Here is a 20,330-nt window from a genome sequence, read left to right on the forward strand (position 1 = left end):
TTCGCCGGTGGCCTCGGTCCGAACGCAGACCCACGGGTCACCGTGGACCCAAAGGCCCACCGTGCCCCTCACGGGCGCGGGAGCCGTCCGGGCGGTCCCGGCCGACCGCGTGCAGCCAGGCGTCGGCGATGAGCCGGTGACCGAGGGGGCTGGGATGGACCCCGTCCGGGGCCAGCTCCGCCGCCTCGCTGTCCTCCGCCGCGCGGAGCAGGGCGAGGTCGGCACGTACCACCTGGGCTCCGTTGGCCGTCGCGGCACGAAGGACGGCGTCGGTGCGGGGCGACAGGTCCTCGAACCAGCCTTCCTGGTCCGAGGTGACCGGAAGCAGGAACGGAGTGATGACGACCAGTCGCGCGGACAGTTGCCGCGCGGTGCCGGCGAGGAGGCGCGCGAGGCATGCCTCGAACTCGTCGGCCGGGCTGTGGAGTCCCCGGTCGTAGCGCCGCCAGGTGTCATTGATTCCGATCTTGACCGTGACCACGGTGGGCCGGTGGCCGATGACGTCGGCGGCCCAGCGGGATTCGAGGTCGTACACGCGATTGCCGTCGATGCCCTTGTTGATGACGGTGGGGCCGGGTCCGGCGCTCTGCCGGGCGCGCAGTGTCCGCGCGATCTCGTGGACGTAGCCGTCGCCGAGCGATGCGGGGTCCGAGCGGTCGCGGCCCGCGTCGGTGATGGAGTCACCGATGAACAGGAGCCTGTCGTTCTGCCCGATGTGCATGTCCGCCGTCCTGGCGTCGGGGGTGGAGGGGGTGGAGCCGGTCATCGGGCCGCCGCGCGCCGCAAGGTGGCGGCCTCGCGCGCCAGCACGGCGGGATCGTCGCCGGGTACGAACTCCAGGAGCGCCTCCAGCCGGGCGGGCCGCCGCTTCAGCAGGTCGAAGACCCCGGTCCACAGGGCCTCACGGTCCGCCAGCGGCAGTCGGCGGTTGCCCGGCCACCACGAGAAGACGTGTACCGCCGCGACCCGGTCGCCGAGCTCCGCGAGCCCGGCCAGCGCCTCGTCGTCGGGAACGTCGAGCGGTGGCTGCCAGTAGGTACGGAGGTTGTCCGCGCCCACCTCGTCCAGCAGCCGGACGGTTGAGGCGACGGTGTCGGTGAGGGTCTTCGAGTGGAACTCCAGCGCGATCTCCAGGCCGTGGTCCGCGGCGGTCCGGGCCGCTTCCCGCAGACAGTCCGCGGTCCCGCGCCGCTCCTGCGGCGCGGCGGCCGACGAGCCGGCTCCACCCGCCCAGACCCGCACCCGCGGCGCCCCCAGGAGCACCGCGGCTCGGGCGATCGCCGGGAATTCGGCGGCCTCACCCGGCGTGGCGCGGAAGTACGAACCGTACGAGCAGGAGGTGATCCCGTACCGGTCGGAAGCGTCGCGGGCCGCGCGGACGGCGCCGGGGTCGTCCGGCGGCGCGTGCACGTCGGCACCCCACTCGACCACATCGAGGCCCGCCTGCGCGGCGCGGCGTGCGACGTCGGCGGCGGGCAGCCCCCGGAAGGTGACCGAACACAGTCCCATCCTGGTCACGGCATCCCTTTCTCCCTGCGGTCGCCTCTCGGCGGCTCTTCTGTCGGTCTGCTGCTGCTCTTCCGCGGTGTATCCCCGGGGCCCGTTCGGTGGCTGCGGGGAAAGCGGTCCGCCCGGGGCGGACGGGCGGACCGTCTCACCGGCGCCCCGTCACCGGTGACGGGTCACGCGGCGTTCGGGCCCACGTCCGCGGTCGTGAGTGGGCGGCGGACCGGGGGCACCGTGGCGTACTCGTCGGCGCCGATGTCACGGGCGCTGCCGCGTGCGTCGCCGTCGATGTCGTCGGTCACCACGGGGCTGCCCAGCGTGGCCGCGCCGATCGCCGGGCTGCCCGCCGACAGCCGGGCGATGCCGTCCGTCCCTGTCGCCAGCTTCGGGTCCACGCGGGTGTATCCGCCCGAGGGCGCGTTGCCGTTGGACGCGGCTCCCCACAGGATGTTGCTCTGCCAGGTGAAGGCGGTGGTCGTCCCCATCGCGACGAGGCTGCCCGCGCTGCCCACGAGCAGGTTGTCGGCGATGACGACGTTGCGGGGCTCGAACGCCCGTGTCTCGCCGGACAGGGTGCTGGAGTTGTCGAGCAGCGTGTTGTGCACGATCACCGCGCGGTCGCAGGCGTCGTTGCCCCGCCGTTCCTCGGTCGTCTCACCCGAGTTGTGGTCGCGGGTGGTGCCGCTGCCCACGACCAGGGCCCGGCCCGACAGCCCGCCGAGGTAGTTGTTGAGGACGAGGTGGTCGTTGCCGTAGAGGCGCAGGCCGTCCGTGCCACCGAGCAGGTAGTTGCCCTCCACCCTGGAACGGTTGCCGTGCCGCAGCACGATTCCGCCGACGCTGTCGCGGATGGTGTTGTACCGGATGATGTTGTCGGAGGACTTCACCGAGATCGTCTCGGGGTCGCCGTCGCACCGCTCGAACAGGTTGTACTCCACCACCGCGTTGGCGCCGGACAGCGCCCGGCCGCTGACGCCGAGACGGATCGGCTCGCCACCGTTGGCCCCGCCGAAGCTGTGGTCGGAGAAGTGGTTCCGGAAGATGTGCAGGCGCTGGGCCATCGCGGTCGAGCCGGGGCCGTCGACCACGATGAAGATGCCCGCGGTGGTCTTGTCGTGGAAGTGGTTCCGGTCGATCTTCGCGTCGTCCGCCCGCACGACGACCCAGTAGAGCCCTTCGATGTCCGCGAACCGGAAGTCGTTGCGGGTCAGCCGGATGCGCGAGCAGTTCGCCGGGAGTTCCAGCGAGGTGCTCTGGCGGAAGGCGAAGCCACTGACGGTGACGTTGCTGGAGTTGCTGAAGACGAAACTGCGCTCGCCCTGGAGCACCGCACCGCCGCGGGTTTCCGAGACGATGGTGATCGGTGCGTCGGTGGTGCCGTTCCTGCCCGACACGCTGATGCCGCCCGACGGGACGGTGTAGGTGCCGTCCGCCAGAACGATCCGGTCGCCCGGCGCGGCGGCGTTGATCGCGGTCTGGAGCGCGGCCAGGGTAGCGACCGGTGGTGCGGCCTCCGCCGCGCCCGCCGATGGCAGGTGGGTGAGCGGCACGGCGGCCAGCGCTGCCACGGCGGTGCCTCTGAGGAACGTGCGTCGTTGCATGATGCCTCCATGTAGGGACAGGAAGGTGCCGGGCCGCTCCGTGCAGCCCCCGCGGCTGGACGTGCTGCGACCGGCGGAGGGGACAGCCGCCGGCGCACCGGTCCGGCTGTCCCCCCGCGGACGTGTGTTCAGCGGGACCGGGGGCCCACGTCGGCCGGGGTCAGCGGCTCGCGCCTGACCGGCCCGCGGGTGTACTCGTCCGCGCCCACATCCCGGGCCCGCCCGCGCGGCTGCCCGTCGATGTCATGGGTGACGTAGCGCCGCCGGAGCGTGGCCGCGCCGATCGCCGGGCTGCCCGCGGTCAGTCTGGCGATGCCGTCCCGGCCCGTCCTCAGTTTCGGGTCGACGCGGGTGAAGCCGCCGGCCGGGATGTTGCCGTCGGCGGCCGCACCCCACAGGATGTTGCCCGACCAGGTGAAACGTACGGTGTTCGCCATCGTGACCAGCTCGCCCGACTCCGCGACGAGCAGGTTGTCGGCGACGGTCACGTCCCGCGGTTCGTGCGGGCGCTGGCTCTCGCCGGAGAGCATGCCGTGGTTGTTCACCAGGGTGTTGTGGGCGATGACGACCCGGTCGGGTGCGTCGTTGCCGCGGCGCTGGTCGGCCGGCTCTCCGGGCAGGTGGTCGCGGGCCGAACCGCTGCCGATCACCAGGGCCCGACCGGACAGTCCGGCGAGGTGGTTGTTGACGATCACATGGTCGTCGCCGTAGATCCGCAGGCCGTCCGTGCCACCGATGAGGTGGTTGCCCTCCACCCTGCTGCGGTTGCCGTGCCGCAGGACGATCCCGCCGAGGCTGTCGCGGACGGTGTTGTACCGGATGGTGTTGTCCGAGCTCTTGACGGAGATCGCCTCGGGGTCGCCGTTGGCGCGCTCGAACAGGTTGTACTCCACGACCGCGTGGGCGGGGGACAGCGCCCGTGGGCTGACGCCGAGGCGGATCGGTTCACCGCCGTTGGACCCGGCGAAGCTGTGGTCGGAGAAGTAGTTCCTGAACACATGGACGCGCTGGGCCATCTCCTCCGTACCCGCGCCCTCCACACAGAGGTAGACGCCGAGCGTGGTCTTGCCGTGGAAGTGGTTGTGGTCGACCTCGCTGTCGTCGGCGCGCACCATGACCCAGTGCAGGCCCTCGATGTCGGCAAGCTGGAAGTCGTTGCGGGTCAGCCTGATGTGCGAACAGTTGTCGGGGATCTCCAGGGTGCTGCTCTGACGGAAGGAGAACCCGCTGAGGGTGAGGTGGCTGGAGGCGTCGAGGACGAAGCTCTGTACGCCGCCGAGGACGACCCCGCCGAGGGACTGGGCGGCGATGGTGATGGGTGCGCGCGCGGTGCCCCGCTTGTTCCGGATGGTGAGGGGCCGGTCCGGGGGCACCGTGTAGCTGCCGTCGGCCAGGACGATCCGGTCACCCGGCCGGGCCCGGTCGATCGCGGCCTGGAGTTCGTCCAGCGAGCCGGCGACGGCCGGGGCGGCTGCGGCGCTGCCGGTCAGGAGAGAGCCGGTGGGGACGGCGGCCAGCGCCGCCCCCGCCGCTGTGCCCATGAGGAACGTGCGGCGTTGCATGATGCCTCCGAGAGTGTAGTGGTGGATCGGGGCCGGTACCGGGTCAGCCGTCGGCCGGCTCGTCCAGGAACAGCTCGATGACGGGCACGGGGGTGTCGGGGCGCTGGACGGGGATCTGGAGAGTGAGCGTTCCGGCGGGCTGTCCGCCCATCTCGGTGTTGACCGCGGGCCGGTCCGGGGCGATGTGGACCTGGGTGATCTCGGACGCGTCGTTCAGCAACTGGGCGTAGCGCACCCGGCCGGCGAGTCCGGGCAGGTGCAGATGGCGCAACGGCCAGGCGAACAGATGGACGTAGAGCCGGTTGCCGCGCCGGGTGTACCGGCACTCGGAGGGTGCGGTGTACGGGGCGGGGCCGCAGCCGCGCACCGAGCGCTCGTGCAGCTCCATCCACCGGCCGATCTCCCCGAGTACGGCGACGGCGTGCGGGTCGAGGTCGCCGCGGCCGGTGGGGCCGACGTTGAGCAGCAGGTTGCCGTCCTTGGACACCCCGTCGACCAGCATGCGGATCAGCAGATCGGCGCTCTTGTGGTCGAGGTTGTCGCGGTCGTAGCCCCAGCTTCCGTTGAGCGTCTGGCAGGCCTCCCACAGCACGGGCCGCCCGTCGTCGGTCATGGGACCGGAGGGCTGGTACTGCTCGGGGGTCACGAAGTCGCCGGGAATGCCCGTCCTGTCGTTGACGAGGACGTGCGGCTGGAGTTCACGGATCGTCTCCATGAGCTTCGGGGAGTCCCAGTCGTCCGGGCCCTTGCCGCCCCACCAGGTGCGGCCCGCGTACGAGAAGTCGAAGAACAGGTAGTCGATGCGCCCGAAGGACGTCAGCAGCTCTCGGACCTGGCCGTGCAGGTAGCGCCGGTAGTCGCGGATGTCGCGGTCGGCCGTCGCCGTCTTGAACTCCTCGTCGTCGCGCTGCGGATGAGTGCCGTCCACGGGGAAGGAGGGGTGGTGCCAGTCGATCAGGGAGTAGTAGAGACCGACCTTGAGCCCCTCGGCACGGCACGCCTCGACGAACGGTCCGACGAGGTCGCGGCCGTGCGGGGTGTTGGTGACCTTGTACTCGGTGAGGGCGCTGTCCCACAGGCAGAAGCCGTCGTGGTGCTTGGTGGTGAGGACGACGTACCGCATGCCCGCGGCTCTCGCCGCCCTGGCCCACTGGACCGGGTCGTAGCGGTCGGGGTCGAAGTGGTCGAAGTACACCTGGTACTGCTCGTCGGTCAGCTTCTCCCGGTTCTTCACCCACTCGTGCCGTGCGGCGAGGGAGTACAGGCCCCAGTGGACGAACATGCCGAACCGGTCATGGGTGAACCAGGCCGTCTCCGGGGCCGTTGCGGGCGCCGGGGTCGCGGCGGGCGCGGGCGACTGCGCCGCGGGGGTGTCAGCGCTCGGGGTCATGGGGGTATCGCTCCTTGTCGTCGGCATCGGGTGGCGTGCTCGGGGCGCGCTCGGCGCTCCGGCGGACGCGACCGGAGGGGCTGGTGGTGCGGGGGTCGCGAAGAGCGGGGGCGGGCGGGCTCGCGGCCCGGGGTCGGGAGACTGTGCCGGGTCAGCCCTTCAGGGCGCCGGAGGTCAGACCGTGGACGAAGGACCGCTGGAAGAACAGGAAGACGACCACGGAGGGGAGCAGGGCCAGCAGGGACGCGGCCATCACCACGCCGGGGGTGACGGCGGGGTCGATCCGCAGGGTGCGCAGGGCCAGCGGGAGCGTGTAGGAGGAGGAGTCCGTGGAGACGAGGAGCGGCAGCAGGTACTGGTCCCAGATCATGGTGAAGCCGAAGACTCCGATGACGCCGAGCGCGGGCTTGCACATCGGCATGATGATCTGGGCGAAGATACGCAGATCTCCGGCACCGTCGATCCGGGCGGCCTCTTCGAGTTCCCGGGGTACGTCCTTCATGAACTCCGTCATCACCAGGATGGAGAAACCCCAGGCGCCCAGCGGGACGATCATTCCGGCGAGGGTGCCGATGAGGTTGAAGTGGACCACCGGCAGGTCGGCGAGGATCAGGGACAGCGGGAGGGCCAGGATCTCCTCGGGCAGCATCAGCGTCGCCAGGATGGCGACGAGCGCCAGCGTCATCCCGGGGAAGACCTTCCTGGCCAGCGCGTAACCGGCCAGGACGGAGACCGCCACCTGGAGCAGCAGTCCGAAGCCGACCACGAAGAACGAGTTCAGCAGGTAGCCGAGCACCCCCTGGTCGAAGGCGATCCTGAAGTTGTCCAGCGTGGCGCCCGAGGGGATGACGCTCAGTTCCGTCGGGTCCTTGACGTGGCTGAAGGCGCTGACCAGCAGGGCCAGCAGGGGCCCGGCGAAGACGATCAGGACCAGCAGGTAGGTGACGGCTTTGAGGATCCGCCCGCCCGTGCTCCTGCTCTCGGTCAGCCCCAGCGCGGTCTCGGTCGGCGCACTCATTTGCTCTCCCTGCGTCGCAACAGATGGACGACGATGGTCAGGATCAGCGTCGCGATGAACAGCAGGACGGCTCCAGCCGCGCCGACGCCGAGTCGGTTCTGCTCCAGCCCGAGCTTGTAGATCAGGGTCATCACTACCTCGGTGGAGCCGTCGGGCCCACCGTTGGTGAGCAGGAACACCTCGGTGAACACCCGCAGTCCGCGAATCGCGGCGAGGATGAACAGGATCGAGAACACCGACCGCAGTCCGGGCACCGTCACATGCCACACCCGTTGCGTCCTGGAGGCGCCGTCGACCTTCGCGGCCTCGTACAGACCTCGGTCCACGCTGGTCAGCCCGGCGAGGATGATCATCATGTCGTAGGGGGCGCCCCGCCAGATGCCGGTGAGCATGATCGAGGCCATCGAGGTGTCGGGGTCGTTGATGAATCCCGAGGGGCCGAGCCCCACCATGCCGAGGATGCCGTTGAGCATGCCGTCCTCGGTCGGGTGGTACATGATCCGCCACAGTTCGGCGACGACCGCGATCGGCACCACCACCGGCAGGAACGCCGCGGAGCGCACGAATCCCAGCCGGCGGCCCTGCCCTTCCATCAGCAGGGCGAGCGCGAGACCCAGCGCCATCGAACCGGCCGTCTGCCCGGCGGCGAGGACGACGGTGTGCCACGCGGCTTCGCGGAATCCCTCGGAGTGGAGCACCGTGGAGTAGTTCTCGGTGCCGACCCACTTGTTTCCGAGGTAGGGCTGGACCTCCTGGAAGGACATGGTCAGCGCGTTGGCCATGGGGATGAACTTGAAGTACAGGAAGAGGAGCAGCGCGGGGGCCAGGAACAGCCACGGCGTCCACCATCGGCCCGCCCGGCGGTTGCTGCCTCGGCGGGCCGAGGCGGCCCCGCCGTCCTTGCGGCCCGTCTTCCGGGCGGCGGGGCCGGCCGCCGGGAGGGCGGCCGGATCCGCCTGGTCAAGGCTCATGACGCGGCGATTCCCTGCTCCTTGAGGATGTCGGCGAGCTGCTTGTCGAGCTCCCCCAGCTTCGTCTCGACGTCCAGGTCGCAGTCGGCCATCAGCGCGTTGACGGTCTCCGCGGTCGTCTGCCGCACCGGGGTCCAGTTGGGGATGGACGGGGCGTACCGGCCGGAGTTCTCGTACACGTCGGCGTACGTCTTCCAGCGGGGGTCGGGGCGGACCGCGGAGACGTCCACCGTCTTGTTGACGGGCAGTTGCACGGTGAAGCCGGTGTCGCCCTGCATCCCGATCTTCTGCCCCTCGGCGGAGAGGGCGAAGTCGGCGAAGGAGTCCTGGCCCGCCATGTTCTCGGAGCCCGCCATCAGATAGACGGAGGCCCCCTCGGCGAGGACGGTCGCGTCCTTGGGCCCCTTGGGCATCGGCACGACCTCGTACTTGTCCTTGCCGAGGGTCTCGTCGAAGCGGGGCAGCAGATAGGGCCCGACGACGAACATGCCGGTCCGGCCCGCCTCGAACGTCTCGTTCGTGGGCGGGGTCTCCATGGTCACGGCACCGGGCTGGATGACCTTGTCCTTGCAGCCGAGATCGCGGAACCACTGCGTGGCCGCCACCGATTCCTTTGTGCTCATCGTGGGCTTGTACGTGCCCTTTCCGGCTTCGGTGATGAAGTCGCCGCCCGCGGCCCAGAGGAAGTTGGAGAAGTACCAGGAGGCGTATCCGCGCTTGGTGGAGAGCGGAGCGGCAAGGCCGGAGGTGTTGTTCTTGCCGTCACCGTCCGGGTCCTCGGTGGTGAAGGCGGAGGCCATCGCGGCGAAGTCGTCCCAGCTCCGCGGGACCTCCAGCTTCAGCTTCTCCCGCCAGTCCTTGCGGATGAGCAACGCGGACGCCTGTGCCGAGTACGGCAGGCCGAACTGCTTGCCGTCCACGCTCTTGCCGGAGTCCAGCCCCTGGCCGATGATCTGTTCGGCGCTCTTGATCTTGCCGAGGTCGATCTCGCGGAGCAGGCCCTGGCTGTGCATGGCACCGAGCTGCGTCACATCGTTCATGACGATGTCGGGCAGGTTCTTCTGCGCGGCCCGCTGCTGCAGTTTGGTCTCGAAGTCGTCGAAGATCGCCGTGACCTCGACCTTGAAGCCCGTGGCCTTCTCGAACGCGGCGGCGAGCTTGAGCGTGCCCTGCTCCCCCGGTCCGCCCGGTGTCGTCCTGGTCCATAGTTCGAGCGGTGCCTTGGAGTCCTGTTCGGCGGACACTCCCGCAGGCCCTGATGTACAGCTGGTGAGGACCAGCGCCGAGGCGAGGAACCCCGCACCGACCCAGTGCGATCTCTGCATGACAACTCCTGTTTCGCCGCATCACAGCTGGCCTGGAAAGCGCTTGCTGGGGACGCTAACGGGGTCGGAATCCGCGGTCAATAGTCCGATGAATACAAAAATCTCGCTACGGACCGCCGAACACGCGACTGACACACCCCCGCATGTCACCTCTGCGACGCAACGCCTCCACAAGAGGAATGTCCACCCCCAGATACCGCCTGATGAACCGGCAGACCAGCCACTCAGGACGCCCGTCACCCTTCTCCACACCCTCACGCACGGACACGGAAGCAGCCGGGGCACGACGAGCACAAGGCAACGGGGAACCGCCTAGGGGCTTTTCCAGTCATCCGATGTATCGTGCTGCAGGCACGCGGACCGCGATGCCGAACAAGCCACGCCAATCCGCGACATCCGCTCGGACATTTCCCCACACGCCCAACCAGGGCCGGACGTCGCGTCACTGATGAACCGTCAACTGAGGTGCTGAGGAGCGCAATCCGCATGAACGAGCCGGCAGCCAGGCCGACAGCACTGTTGGTCATGGAGGAAGAACGCAGGGCAGACGTCTACCCCCGCGAGGTTCTGGCCGGGATCGACCGGCTCGTGGACCGGCAGGGACCGCCCCTCACCCGGCGGCGACTCGACGAGGATCCCGATGTGCTGCGAGGGATCGACGTGCTGCTCACGGGCTGGGGCGCACCCGTCCTCGACGCCGCCCTCCTGTCGCACGCCCCTCGGCTGCGGGCCGTCCTCGTCGCGGCGGGCTCGGTGCGGCACCTGACCACACCCGCGTTCTGGGCACGCGACATCCCGATCGTCTCCGCGGCCGCGGCCAACGCCGTACCGGTGGCGGAGTTCACCCTGGCCCAGGTCCTTCTCGGGCTGAAGCAGGTGCACCGCATCACCCGGGACGTGGCGAGCAGCCGTCGCTTCCCGCACAATCCCCAGGTCCCGGGCGCCTACCGCTCACGCGTGGGTCTGGTGGGGCTCGGGCACATCGGCCGCCTGGTCGCCGCCCACCTCGGCCGCTTCGACATCGAGGTCCTCGCCACGGACCCCGTCGCCTCCACCGGCACGGCCCTGCGGGCGGGCGTCCGGCTCGTCAGCATCGAGGAGCTCTTCGCCACCTGCCATGTCGTCAGTCTCCACGCGCCCCTCCTGCCCGAGACCCACGGCATGATCGGAACCCGGCTGCTGAACTCCCTGGGGCCGGGCGCCACGCTGATCAACACCGCGCGTGGCGCGCTCCTCGACGAGAGCGCCGCAGCCGACGTCCTGCGCGCGAGGCCCGACCTCACCGCCGTACTGGATGTGACCCACCCGGAGCCTCCGGCCGACGACTCGCCGCTCTTCACCCTTCCCAACGTCGTCCTGACCCCCCACCTGGCCGGCGCCCTCGGGGCCGAACGCCACCGCCTCGGAGAGCTCGTGCTCGACGAACTCCGCCGCTTCACCCGGAACGAGCCCCTCCAGTACGCCATCGACCCCGCCCACGCCGCGTCGCTGGCCTGACCCGGTGCCTGCGGCCCGGTGCCGCGGACCACGCCGCGGCGCGGCGCGGCCGGACGACAGGTCATGGCGACGCGCCCGCCGCACAGATATTGCTGGCAATGCGCAATTTGTGAACTCCGTCCGCCGACGATGGGCAGGCGCGGAACGGGACGGGAGCACCACCCTTCACGGGGTTCCCGTCCCGCCGCCCCACCATGCCCGAACCAGCATCCACGGAGAACCATGGCCTCTGCGATCCCTCCGGACGCCCCGGCCCCACAGGCAGGTGCCGGCGCCCTCGTCCGGCACGCCAAGCTGTGGCTCGTACCGACCGTCCTCAGCGCACTGGTCGCGCTGGTGCTGTCGCTCCTCTACATGGGCGGCATCCTCAACCCGAGCGACTCCTTGCGCCGGCTGCCCATCGCCCTCGTCGACGAGGACCGGAGCCACCCGCTGCCGGGGCAGCGGCAGAACCTGGGGAAGCAGCTCGCCGCCTCGGTCAGCTCGGCCGGCCCCTCGGACACCGTGCAGTGGCGACGGCTCGGCCTCGCGGCGGCCGAGGACGAGCTGGCCTCCGGCAAGGTCTTCGGCGCACTGATCATTCCGGACGGCTTCACCAGGTCCGTCGGTGCCCTGACCACCAGCCGGGCGACAGTCCGGCCGACGCTCACCGTGCTGACCAACCCCGGCCTCGGCAGCCTCGGCTCCTCACTCGCGGCCCAGATCAACCAGAGGGCGGCCCAACAGGCTTCACTGGAGCTCGGCAAGCAGCTCACGGCCTCCGCCGCCGACCCCACCACACGCCTGCTCCTGACCGACCCCGTGACCGTCACCACCCGCGTCGGCCATCCGATCGGCCGGCACAGCGGCCTCGGGCTGACCGCCTTCTACTACACCCTGCTGCTCGTCCTGAGCGGCTTCATCGGAGGAAACCTCGTCAACAGCGGCGTCGACACCGCGCTCGGATACGCCGACAGCGAGATCGGCCCCTGGCACACCCGCCGGCCGACCGTCCCCATCAGCCGCACCCAGACGCTGCTGCTGAAGATGCTGATGACAGCGGGCATCTCCGTGCTGACCACCACGCTCGTCATGGTGGCGACGGTCTCGATCCTGGGCATGGACGCCACACACCTGCCGATGCTGTGGCTCTTCTCCTACTGCGCGACCGTGGCCGTCGGCCTGGGAGTCCAGGCCATCAACGCCGCCTTCGGCGGGATCGGACAGCTCGTCTCGATGTTCGTCTTCATCGCGCTGGCCCTCCCCTCCTCCGGTGCCACCGTCCCGCTGGAGGCCACCCCCGGCTTCTACCGCTTCCTGGCCACCTTCGAGCCGATGCACCAACTCAGCTCCGGGGTACGGTCCCTCCTCTACTTCGACGCCCGCGCCGACGCGGGTCTGACCCGCGGCTGGACCATGATCGCCGTGGGCTTCGTCCTCGCCCTGGCGTTCGGATTCGCCATGACCCACTACTACGACCGCCGGGGCCTGCGCCGTCTCACCCCGCAACCCGCGTGAGTATCGGCCCCGGACGCGTTCGCTCGCCCCAGGTCCACGGGTCGCTGCCGGGGCGGGCCGAGGGGTGAGTGCGCCCGCATAGACTCCCCGGTCATGAACGTACTGATCTCTGTGGACATGGAAGGCATCTCGGGGATCGTGCATCCCACCGAGACCAACCCGGATCGCTACGACTACGAGCGCGGCCGGGCCCTGATGACGGCCGAGGCGAACGCCGTGATCGCCGGTGTGCTGGAGGCCGAACCCTCCGCCACGGTTCTGGTGACCGACGCACACGGGCCGTTCCGGAACCTGCTGCCGGAGGAGCTCGACCGCCGGGCCCACCTGGTCCGCGGCAAACCGCGCCCGCTGGGCATGCTCGGCGGCCTCGACGAACACACCGACGCCGTCATGCTGGTCGGCTACCACGCCCGCGCCGGTGGTGGGCCGGCCGTGCTGGCACACACCATGAACGACGGCATCCTCGACGTACGCGTGGCCGGGCGCCCCATGGGGGAGATCGGCCTCAACGCCGCCATGGCCGGGCACCTGGGCGCGCCGGTCGTGCTGCTCAGCGGCGACGACGCCGCCTGCGCCGAATTCGGTGACCTGGTCCCCGCCGCGGTCACCGTCGCGGTCAAGCAGGCTCTCGGTCAGGCCGCCGCTGTCGCTCTGCACCCCGAGGAGGCCCGGGAGCGGCTGCGCCGGGCGGCGGCCGACGCCCTCGCCCGGAGGGCCGGGGTCTCGCCGCTCGCCCTTGCCGGACCGCTCGATGTCGAGGTGGACCTCTACCCGCACACGGTCGATCTGGCGACGCTCGTGCCGGGCGTCTCCCGTGCCGAGGGCGGCCGGACGATCACCTTCACCGCCGCTCACTTCGCCGACGCCTACCGACTGATCCTGCTGATCGGCCAGCTCGCGGGCATCAAACCCGCCTGAGGGCCGTCCCGTCCGTCTCCGTGACGGCCGGATGCCCGGTGCGGGCCGAGCCCCTCGTGCGTTCGGCCCGCACCGGGCAGGGAGCGGACGAGCCGCGTTCGGCCGCACCGGACAGGGAGCGGACGAGCCCGCGCCCGGCCTCGCGCTCATGGCCGGGTCAGCCCAGAAGTGCGCTCAAGGAACCGTTGGCGGTGCGCTGTTCGCCGCGCATCGCGCCACGGGCCAGACGCACCAGTTCGTCCGGCGTGAGGCCGGTGAGCGTGCGGTGGAAATGCGCGATGAGGTCGCTCGCGGCCCCGGACAGTGCCGCGTCGTCGTTGGGGCGGGCGGGCAGTCCGTCGCCGTCCAGCAGGAGTGCTTCGACCACGGCGTACAGATGGGCGGAACCGGCCTCGCGGACCGTGAGCGAGAGGTGGGCCGAGGCGCTTCCCCCGGCCGTCTCGGCCATGTGCGCGAACCCGCGTGGTACGTAGAGGACTTCGCCCTGCCGCAGAACCACGTCCAGCAACGGCTCGCCCGGGTCGCCGTCCACACGCTCGGGCTGCCAGTTCCCGTCGGGCGGTCCCGGATACACCCGCCACCGCTTCGAGCCGTGGATCTGCACGGCCAGCACGTCGGCGTCGTCGCGGTGCACGGGACGGCCCTGTGTTCCCGGCGGGGTGAGGAAGAAGAATGCCTCCACCTGGCGTCGGAATCGCTCCGCGAGTCCGTCGGTCAGCTCCCGTACGCCCGCGTGCCACTGGTCGACGTACCGCAGAAGGAGCGTCGCACCCTCCTCGCCGACCAGTCGTCGTACGGCCCCCGCGTCCAGGTAGCGGTCGTCGATCCCGCCCAGGATGACGCGAGGGGAGCAGTAGCTCTCGTGCGGTACGGGGCCGTCCTTGTGCACGAGGGTCGCGTAAGGGGCGGTGAGGAGTCCCGCGTCCAGGATCCGGTCCAGCTCGGCGACCGTCAGGACGTCCGGCGGAGGGGTACGGGGGCGCAGCACGGCGGGGGTGCGGCGCCACAGTGTGTGGTGAAATGCCTGCTCGTCGTCCACGTATCGTGCGAGCCAGTCCATCGTTGCCTCTTCGTTTTCCGTGCCGTCGGCCTGATCAGACGGTCTGGCGGTTGCTGTACGCACGCGGCCGTGCCCGGCCGATGACTTCCTCCGGAGTGGCCGCGGCGAGCCGTGCGCGCAGATGGTCCAGGAGTCCGGCGGCGGAGCGCAGCAGGGCGTCATCGTCCAGTGGGCGGCCCGGCAGGGAGAGACCGTCCACGAGCTGTGCCAGCAGGGCGCTGCGCAGATGTTCCGCACCGGCTTCCCTGACGACCACCGTCAGATGGGCCGACGAATCGTCGCCCACGGCCGCGGCGGTGTGGGCGAATCCTCTGGGCACATAGAGCACTTCGCCCGCCCGGAGGACCGTGTCCAGCAGGGGCTCTCCCGGATCCTCCGCACGGACCGGCGCCCAGTCGCCGTCGCCCGGCCCCGCGTACACCTGCCAGTGCTTGGCACCGCTGAGCTGGATGGCCAGCAGGTCCCCGTCGTCCCGGTGCACCGGACCCCGGCGGCCGGGAAGGCTCAGGAAGTAGAACGCCTCGACGAGCCTGCCGAGCCGCTCGGCGATGCCGTCGGTGAGCTCACGCACCGGGGGATGCCATTGGTCGACGTAGCGGAACTGCAGCGTCGCCCGCTCCTCACGGATGAGCCGGCGCACCGCCGCCCCATCGACGTATCCCTCGGCGGGTTGCCCGGTGATCACGCGCGCCGGGCAGAAACGCTCGTCGGCGATGCCGCCCTGTGCGGTGTACAGGCCGACGTACGGAACGCGCAGCAGCCCGCCGTCCAGAAGGGCGTCCACGTCCGCGCGGGTCAGCACCTCCGACGGTGGGTTCCCCGGCCGCAGGAGCACCGGCCTCTTCCGCCAGTACGAGCCCAGGAGCTGTTCCACGTCCGGTACACACCGCTCCAGCCAGTCCATCGGTCGGTCCTTCCTCGAAGGGACCCGCCGATGCGGACATCGGCGGGTCCCGGTCATGCGTGCGAGCCCTCGCGTGCGCGTCGGTCAGCCGGTCAGATGACGTCGGGGTAGCAGTCCCCGCAGCCGGCCTCGACCTTCTGGTCCGACGCCGGAGGTGCGGCGGCGTGCCCGACGGACGGTGCGAAGAGCGCACCTCCGGCGACGGCGAGCGCCGCCACGCTCAGCGCCGCGCGCTTGGAGATCTCCGTACGCTTGGACGGCTCCGCGACCTGGAAAGACGACATGACCACTCCTTTCCCCGGCTGCGATGTACGCCGCGGCCGGGTGTTCGATCGGCCCCGGTTCCGAGGCCGGGACTGATCTTGCTTCGGGCCACGCGCACGGGAGAAGCGGCACTGACGTGTTCCATACGCCGCTTACGGATCCCTGACGCGCCCTCACCTGCGCGGAAACCCTGGCGGGTGACGTTCGGAGCGATCGGAGCGGGCCCGGCTCCGGACATCCGCGCTCTCCTTGAGTGGCAGAGTGGCAAAGCGGCAGAACGTCGGCAGATGGTGCGGGCGAGGACGGCCCGCCACCCGGTCGTGGGGCACCCCGCCGACGGGCTGTCAGTGTGCGGACCGATGGCCGAACGCCACTCCCTTCCACGGCACTTGGGACGGGAACGACTCCGCACGGCGCTGACCGGACGGGCGCGGGGCCGCCCGTCCGATCTCGGGTTCCGTGTGCTCGACCCGCTCCAGCCACTCCAGCAGCTCCTGGCGCAACCCGTCGGCGACCTCGCGGTGCGAGGCGAGCCCGGCGAGGTTGTCCAGCTCGTACGGATCGGCTGCCAGGTCGTACAGTTCGCTCTCCTCGTAGCGGTCCGCGTCCGGGTCGTTCCACGCGTCCGCCCCCGGTGCCTCCACCACGTACTTCCACCGGGAGGTGCGTACCGCACGGCCCACCCGGTCCTCGCTGATCTGGATGAACACGGAGCCGGGACGACCGGGGTCACGGCCCCCGCCGGTCAGCGGCAGCAGGGACCGCCCCTGTACGCCGTCCGGTACCGCGATGCCCGCGGCCGCCAGCAGCGTGGGCATCAGGTCCACCGTGCCGACCGGCTCCCGGACGAGCCCGCCTCCGGTGAAGCCGGGCCCGGTGAGGGCGAGCGGCACGCGAACGGACGCCTCGTGCGCCGAGCGTTTGTACTCGCTGTTACGGGTACGGAAGTGGGAGCCGTGATCCGCCGTCCAGGCCAGCACCGTGCCGTCCTCGGTGCCCAGGCTCCGCAGCGCGTCGCGCAGCCGGCCCACCCCCTCGTCGACCCGCTTGATCTGGCCGAGGTAGCCGCCCAGATGGCGATGGGCCCCACCCTGCGCGGCACCCGGTGCGAGCGCGGCGAGGTCCGGCGGCAGCCAGGTGCCCTCGTAGCGCTCGCGGTAGCCCGCGGGGGCCGGGTAGTCGTCGGCCGGGTTCTGGTGGTGCGGCTCCAGCAGGGACAGGAAGAGCAGGTACGGACGGTCGTGGTGGTCGGCCACGAACCGGATCGCCGCGTCGATCAGCGCGTCGGAGCGGTAGCCGGGGAGCCGGACCGGCTCGCCCTCCTCGTCGTACACCACGGTGCGGTGGGCGTCCGAGGTGAATTCGAGCCGGTCCGAGGCGAGCCACTTCCGGTAGCCGCCCCGGCGGCCGGGCGGCACGGGGCCGTCCGGGCCGTCCTCGCCCCCCAGATGCCACTTGCCGATGTAGCCGGTCGTGTACCCGGCCGCGGCGAACTCCCCGGCGAGCGTCGGGATGTCCTGCGGAAGCGGCAGCCCGTTGCGGAACACGCCCGTCGCCGTGGGGTAGCGGCCGGTCTGCAGGGCCGAACGGGCCGGGGCGCAGACCGGGTTGGAGGTGATCGCCTGCTCGAACAGGGTGCCCTCGCGGGCGATCCGGTCGAATTCGGGGGTCACCCCGGCCCGGTTGCCGTGGGCGCCGGTCGTGTCCCATCGCTGCTGGTCGGTGAGGACCACGATCACCTGGGGAGGCGCCCCGGTGGGCGGCACCGGGGCGCCTCCCACCGGTGGGGTCGTCCCGTCGCGCGGGGCGGACCCGCTCACGCTCCGGCCTTCTCGGCGGCCGGGGCCGCCGCCGAGGCGCCGGAGGCGATGCCGAAGGCGGGGTCGGGCACCTCCTCGGGGCTGATGAGGGTGGAGGAGCGCCCGTCGACACCGACCGGGACGTCACCGTCGATGGTGACGCGGCGGAGCTTGCGCTCGTGGGCGTCGGAGTCGTCCACCCCGTAGTGCTGGGTGGCACGGTTGTCCCAGATGGCGACGTCGCCGGTCTGCCAGTGCCAGCGCACGGTGTTCTCCGGGCGCTCGATGTGCGCCTGGAACAGGTCGAGGAGTGCACGGGAGTCGCGGCCGGTCAGTGTGCTGATGCGCTGGACGAAGTTGCCCAGGAGCAGGGTGCGTTCGCCGGTCTCGGGGTGGACGCGCACCACCGGGTGCTCGGTGAGGAACTTCGTCGAGGTGAACACCTTCCGGTACTGGGCCAGCGCCTCGGGCCGCGCCTGCGGGCGCAGCGCGGCATAGTCGTAGTCGTTGGAGTGGACCGCGCGCAGGCTGTCGGCGAGGACGCGCAGCGGCTCGGGGAGTCCGGCGTACGCCGTCGCGGTGTTCGCCCACAGGGTGTTGCCGCCGTACGGAGGGATGACGACGGCGCGCAGGATCGAGAAGGCCGGGTAGGCCGGCACGAAGGTGACGTCGGTGTGCCACTGGTTGGCCCGGCCGCCGTGATCGGAGTCGATGCCGAGCGAGTAGCGGCCGTCGGCGGACGGGACGGTGGGGTGGGCGACCGGTGTGCCGAGCAGGCGGCCGAACGCCTCGTGGCTGTCCTCGTCCAGGTGGTCCTGACCCCGGAAGAGGACGACCTTGTTGGCCAGCAGGGCGGCCCGGACGGCCGCGACGGTCTCCGGTTCGAGGTCGCCGCCGAGGCGCACGCCGGAGATGACGGCGCCGATACGGCCGCCGAGCTTCTGGACGGTGACGGTGGAGGCGGAGGTGGTCGACATGACGGGGTTCCTTTCGGAGGCCAAGATCGTCACTGATTAATCTTGGAGAGGAAGTAATTGGGCCGAGCGTGCGTCCGTCAGGGACGCGCGACGAGGTGGAGTGCGATGGGGCGGGGCTGCGGGATGTGCGGGGGCGGCCGGAGCGAGGTCAGGCAGCGGTACAGCGGCCCGGACACACGAGTGGCACGGCGGAGCGGCCGGCGCGGGCGGGCCGCGCTCGGGGAACGGCCGTCGCGAACATGTCCCGGAGACTTCCAGCGCCCCGCGCCGGACGTCAAGCACGCGACCGCTCCCCCGACGGTCCCCCGCAGTGGTTCAATCGGCGCTTGCGCGAGGCCCGCGCCCCCTCCGCCCACGCACCGTCAAAGCACCTCTGAGCAGCGACTTTCCCGGTGCGCCGACTCGGGGCTCGTGCCCTGCCCCGGGGCAGGGCACGAGCCCCGGCGCGATTTCATGCCGCCGTAATGTTGCGACCGCTCCGTGTCGCAGGACCGAAGGAACACCCCCATGACCGTTCCCCCGCAGATCTCCCGGACGACCGGTGACGGACGCCGGGAGGCCAACGCCGCCACGGTGCTGCGTGCCGTGCTCGATCACGGGCCCGTCGCGCGCAGATCCATCGCGCGGCTGTCCGGTCTGAGCCCGGCCGCCGTCTCACGCCAGTGCACCGATCTCGTCCGCCTGGGCCTGGTGAGGGAGTTGCCCGACCTGGTGGAGAGCACCGGGGTGGGCAGACCCCAGATCCCGGTCGACCTGCACACCGGACAGACCTCGGGCCCGGTGGCGGGCGGCGTGCACATCGGCGTGCCCGGTTCGACGTTCGGGCTGCTGGATCTGCGCGGCCGGCTGCTGGCCCGTCGCTCGCTTCCGCACGACGGCATCGCCCCGGCGGAACTGTCGGGCCGGATCCTGGGCGGGCTGCGCACGTTCCTGGCCGAAGCGGGCCGTGGCCGCCGTCTGCTGGGCGTGGGCGCGGCACTCGGCGGGTGGGTCGATCCCGGCCTGGGTACGGCCGTGCGCCATGACGCACTGGGCTGGCACCAACGTCCGCTCGCCGCCGAACTCGCCCGTGGGCTGGGCGGACTTGAGGTGCGGATCGACAATCACGCCCGCGCCATCGCCCAGTCCGAGATCCTCTTCGGCAGGCCCGCGGCGCGCCGCAGCCTGGTCCATCTCTTCGTCGGCAATGTGGTCGACGCCGCGCTCGGCATCGCCGGAGTGGTCCACCAGGGCCCCGGGTCCGGCGCGGGGGACGTGGCGCATCTGCCCGTACCGGATTCCACGGCCCCCTGCCCGTGCGGACGGTCCGGCTGTCTGGAGGCGACGGCCTCCAACACGGCCGTCGCACTGACCGCCGTGCGGCGCGGGATCGTGCCCGAGCCCGATGTGTTCCTGGTGGTCGACGCGGCGGCTGCCGGGGACCGGCGCGCGGACCGGCTGCTGCGCGAGCGGGCCCGTGCGGTCGGCCGGGCGACGGCCCTGCTGCTCGATGTCCTCAACCCCGATCTGGTCGTGGTGACCGAGCACTCCAGCCTGGTCAACCCGGAGTACCTGGAGGAGATCCGGGGCGCCGCGATCGATCTGTCGCATGTCTGCGGGGACCCCGAGCGGATCGTCAGTCCGCATGCCGGTACGGCGGTTCTGCCCGTGGCCGCCGGCACCATTCTCCTGAACCCGCTGTTCAGGAGCCCTTTGGCAACGTTCGACCGATAGCCGCGGGCGGGCGGCGGGAGGATGATCCGTACCAGGATCCGGACAGACCAGGTTGACCGCCCGGCGGAGCCACTGCCATATTGCTCCCGTGAACCCGGACTTGCGCCTCATCTCCCGCAGGCATGTCGACCTCTGTCGACAGGCCAGCGCGGTCTGTGCCGTCCACCACTGACCCGGACCGTCTCTTCTGCGGGCCCTGCCGGGTGTCCGCAGCGCGTGCCTGACACAGCACCGGCGGAGCGGCGCGTCCCGCCGGAGCGCTGCCCCGCGTCCCCGCACCGCGTTCCGGACTGATCCTTCGGCCCGCTCCCCCCTTCCGTTCCGGCGG

General features: G+C 71.1%; 18 protein-coding genes. 5 read left to right on the forward strand and 13 right to left on the reverse strand.

From position 1 onward, the window contains the following. Window positions 1–37: 37 nt before the first annotated feature. From OG251_RS04080 to OG251_RS04115, 8 genes are all read right to left on the reverse strand, one after another. A complete protein-coding gene (locus tag OG251_RS04080) occupies window positions 38–766 on the reverse strand; it encodes an SGNH/GDSL hydrolase family protein (RefSeq protein WP_326675704.1) in 729 nt (242 codons plus the stop codon). After that, window positions 763–1,509: a sugar phosphate isomerase/epimerase family protein gene (locus tag OG251_RS04085; RefSeq protein WP_326681147.1), complete on the reverse strand. Its 747-nt coding sequence runs from the start codon at window positions 1,507–1,509 to the stop codon at window positions 763–765. The genes OG251_RS04080 and OG251_RS04085 overlap by 4 nt, the downstream gene beginning before the upstream one ends. 173 nt (window positions 1,510–1,682) lie before the next feature. Further along, window positions 1,683–3,107, reverse strand: a complete 1,425-nt coding sequence (locus tag OG251_RS04090) for a polysaccharide lyase 6 family protein (protein ID WP_326675705.1) — start codon at window positions 3,105–3,107, stop codon at window positions 1,683–1,685. Window positions 3,108–3,235: 128 nt separating this feature from the next. Further along, a complete protein-coding gene (locus OG251_RS04095; protein ID WP_326675706.1) occupies window positions 3,236–4,669 on the reverse strand; it encodes a polysaccharide lyase 6 family protein in 1,434 nt (477 codons plus the stop codon). A 43-nt stretch (window positions 4,670–4,712) separates the two neighbouring features. Continuing rightward, on the reverse strand, window positions 4,713–6,059 hold the full coding sequence (locus tag OG251_RS04100) for an alpha-L-fucosidase (protein WP_326675708.1): 1,347 nt from the start codon (window positions 6,057–6,059) through the stop codon (window positions 4,713–4,715). 151 nt (window positions 6,060–6,210) lie between these two features. Next, window positions 6,211–7,077: a carbohydrate ABC transporter permease gene (locus OG251_RS04105; RefSeq protein ID WP_266809758.1), complete on the reverse strand. Its 867-nt coding sequence runs from the start codon at window positions 7,075–7,077 to the stop codon at window positions 6,211–6,213. After that, window positions 7,074–8,048, reverse strand: coding sequence for a carbohydrate ABC transporter permease (locus OG251_RS04110; protein ID WP_326675710.1), 975 nt, complete (start codon window positions 8,046–8,048; stop codon window positions 7,074–7,076). The genes OG251_RS04105 and OG251_RS04110 overlap by 4 nt, the downstream gene beginning before the upstream one ends. Next, complete coding sequence (locus OG251_RS04115) at window positions 8,045–9,373, reverse strand: sugar ABC transporter substrate-binding protein (protein ID WP_326675712.1); 1,329 nt, start codon at window positions 9,371–9,373, stop codon at window positions 8,045–8,047. The genes OG251_RS04110 and OG251_RS04115 overlap by 4 nt, the downstream gene beginning before the upstream one ends. A gap of 486 nt (window positions 9,374–9,859) precedes the next feature. Between OG251_RS04115 and OG251_RS04120 the strand changes: the two genes are divergently transcribed. From OG251_RS04120 to OG251_RS04130, 3 genes are all read left to right on the forward strand, one after another. After that, entirely contained in the window at window positions 9,860–10,870 is a 1,011-nt protein-coding gene (locus tag OG251_RS04120) for a hydroxyacid dehydrogenase (RefSeq protein WP_326675713.1), read from the forward strand. Window positions 10,871–11,092: 222 nt separating this feature from the next. Next, window positions 11,093–12,367 carry a YhgE/Pip domain-containing protein gene (locus OG251_RS04125; RefSeq protein WP_326675714.1) on the forward strand — a complete coding sequence of 425 codons (1,275 nt, stop codon included), beginning with the start codon at window positions 11,093–11,095 and terminating at the stop codon, window positions 12,365–12,367. A gap of 93 nt (window positions 12,368–12,460) precedes the next feature. After that, window positions 12,461–13,285 (forward strand): M55 family metallopeptidase, encoded by an 825-nt coding sequence (locus OG251_RS04130; RefSeq protein ID WP_326675715.1) that lies wholly within the window; start codon window positions 12,461–12,463, stop codon window positions 13,283–13,285. Window positions 13,286–13,442: 157 nt separating this feature from the next. Here OG251_RS04130 and OG251_RS04135 read toward each other — a convergent pair whose 3' ends face one another. The 5 genes from OG251_RS04135 to OG251_RS04155 all read right to left on the reverse strand — a co-directional run bounded on the left by OG251_RS04135 (window position 13,443) and on the right by OG251_RS04155 (window position 18,289). Beyond that, complete coding sequence (locus OG251_RS04135; RefSeq protein WP_326675716.1) at window positions 13,443–14,345, reverse strand: JmjC domain-containing protein; 903 nt, start codon at window positions 14,343–14,345, stop codon at window positions 13,443–13,445. Between the two features lie 34 nt (window positions 14,346–14,379). Continuing rightward, the gene (locus OG251_RS04140; RefSeq protein ID WP_326675718.1) at window positions 14,380–15,249 is read right to left on the reverse strand and encodes a JmjC domain-containing protein; all 870 of its coding nucleotides are present in this window, start codon (window positions 15,247–15,249) and stop codon (window positions 14,380–14,382) included. A 92-nt stretch (window positions 15,250–15,341) separates the two neighbouring features. Beyond that, window positions 15,342–15,533, reverse strand: a complete 192-nt coding sequence (locus OG251_RS04145; protein ID WP_326675720.1) for a hypothetical protein — start codon at window positions 15,531–15,533, stop codon at window positions 15,342–15,344. Window positions 15,534–15,857: 324 nt separating this feature from the next. After that, on the reverse strand, window positions 15,858–17,333 hold the full coding sequence (locus OG251_RS04150) for a sulfatase-like hydrolase/transferase (RefSeq protein WP_326675722.1): 1,476 nt from the start codon (window positions 17,331–17,333) through the stop codon (window positions 15,858–15,860). Then, window positions 17,330–18,289 (reverse strand): TauD/TfdA dioxygenase family protein, encoded by a 960-nt coding sequence (locus OG251_RS04155; protein WP_326675724.1) that lies wholly within the window; start codon window positions 18,287–18,289, stop codon window positions 17,330–17,332. The genes OG251_RS04150 and OG251_RS04155 overlap by 4 nt, the downstream gene beginning before the upstream one ends. Before the next feature lie 507 nt (window positions 18,290–18,796). Here OG251_RS04155 and OG251_RS04160 point away from each other — a divergent pair. Together OG251_RS04160 and OG251_RS04165 are read left to right on the forward strand one after the other, a co-directional pair. Continuing rightward, window positions 18,797–20,002 (forward strand): ROK family transcriptional regulator, encoded by a 1,206-nt coding sequence (locus OG251_RS04160; RefSeq protein WP_326675726.1) that lies wholly within the window; start codon window positions 18,797–18,799, stop codon window positions 20,000–20,002. An 88-nt stretch (window positions 20,003–20,090) separates the two neighbouring features. Then, window positions 20,091–20,174, forward strand: a complete 84-nt coding sequence (locus tag OG251_RS04165) for a putative leader peptide (protein WP_326681148.1) — start codon at window positions 20,091–20,093, stop codon at window positions 20,172–20,174. Window positions 20,175–20,330: the final 156 nt, after the last annotated feature.

It is taken from the genome of Streptomyces sp. NBC_01237 (assembly GCF_035917275.1).
In the GTDB taxonomy this organism is placed as follows: Bacteria; Actinomycetota; Actinomycetes; order Streptomycetales; family Streptomycetaceae; genus Streptomyces.

Excerpts from the sequence above, each read along its gene's own strand:
- OG251_RS04095 (WP_326675706.1), bottom strand. The coding sequence starts at position 4,669 with ATGCAACGCCGCACGTTCCTCATGGGCACAGCGGCGGGGGCGGCGCTG.
- OG251_RS04085 (WP_326681147.1), bottom strand. The coding sequence starts at position 1,509 with ATGGGACTGTGTTCGGTCACCTTCCGGGGGCTGCCCGCCGCCGACGTC.
- OG251_RS04155 (WP_326675724.1), bottom strand. The coding sequence starts at position 18,289 with ATGTCGACCACCTCCGCCTCCACCGTCACCGTCCAGAAGCTCGGCGGC.
- OG251_RS04100 (WP_326675708.1), bottom strand. The coding sequence starts at position 6,059 with ATGACCCCGAGCGCTGACACCCCCGCGGCGCAGTCGCCCGCGCCCGCC.
- OG251_RS04140 (WP_326675718.1), bottom strand. The coding sequence starts at position 15,249 with ATGGACTGGCTGGAGCGGTGTGTACCGGACGTGGAACAGCTCCTGGGC.
- OG251_RS04080 (WP_326675704.1), bottom strand. The coding sequence starts at position 766 with ATGACCGGCTCCACCCCCTCCACCCCCGACGCCAGGACGGCGGACATG.
- OG251_RS04105 (WP_266809758.1), bottom strand. The coding sequence starts at position 7,077 with ATGAGTGCGCCGACCGAGACCGCGCTGGGGCTGACCGAGAGCAGGAGC.
- OG251_RS04135 (WP_326675716.1), bottom strand. The coding sequence starts at position 14,345 with ATGGACTGGCTCGCACGATACGTGGACGACGAGCAGGCATTTCACCAC.
- OG251_RS04145 (WP_326675720.1), bottom strand. The coding sequence starts at position 15,533 with ATGTCGTCTTTCCAGGTCGCGGAGCCGTCCAAGCGTACGGAGATCTCC.
- OG251_RS04125 (WP_326675714.1), top strand. The coding sequence starts at position 11,093 with ATGGCCTCTGCGATCCCTCCGGACGCCCCGGCCCCACAGGCAGGTGCC.
- OG251_RS04090 (WP_326675705.1), bottom strand. The coding sequence starts at position 3,107 with ATGCAACGACGCACGTTCCTCAGAGGCACCGCCGTGGCAGCGCTGGCC.
- OG251_RS04120 (WP_326675713.1), top strand. The coding sequence starts at position 9,860 with ATGAACGAGCCGGCAGCCAGGCCGACAGCACTGTTGGTCATGGAGGAA.
- OG251_RS04160 (WP_326675726.1), top strand. The coding sequence starts at position 18,797 with ATGACCGTTCCCCCGCAGATCTCCCGGACGACCGGTGACGGACGCCGG.
- OG251_RS04110 (WP_326675710.1), bottom strand. The coding sequence starts at position 8,048 with ATGAGCCTTGACCAGGCGGATCCGGCCGCCCTCCCGGCGGCCGGCCCC.
- OG251_RS04130 (WP_326675715.1), top strand. The coding sequence starts at position 12,461 with ATGAACGTACTGATCTCTGTGGACATGGAAGGCATCTCGGGGATCGTG.
- OG251_RS04115 (WP_326675712.1), bottom strand. The coding sequence starts at position 9,373 with ATGCAGAGATCGCACTGGGTCGGTGCGGGGTTCCTCGCCTCGGCGCTG.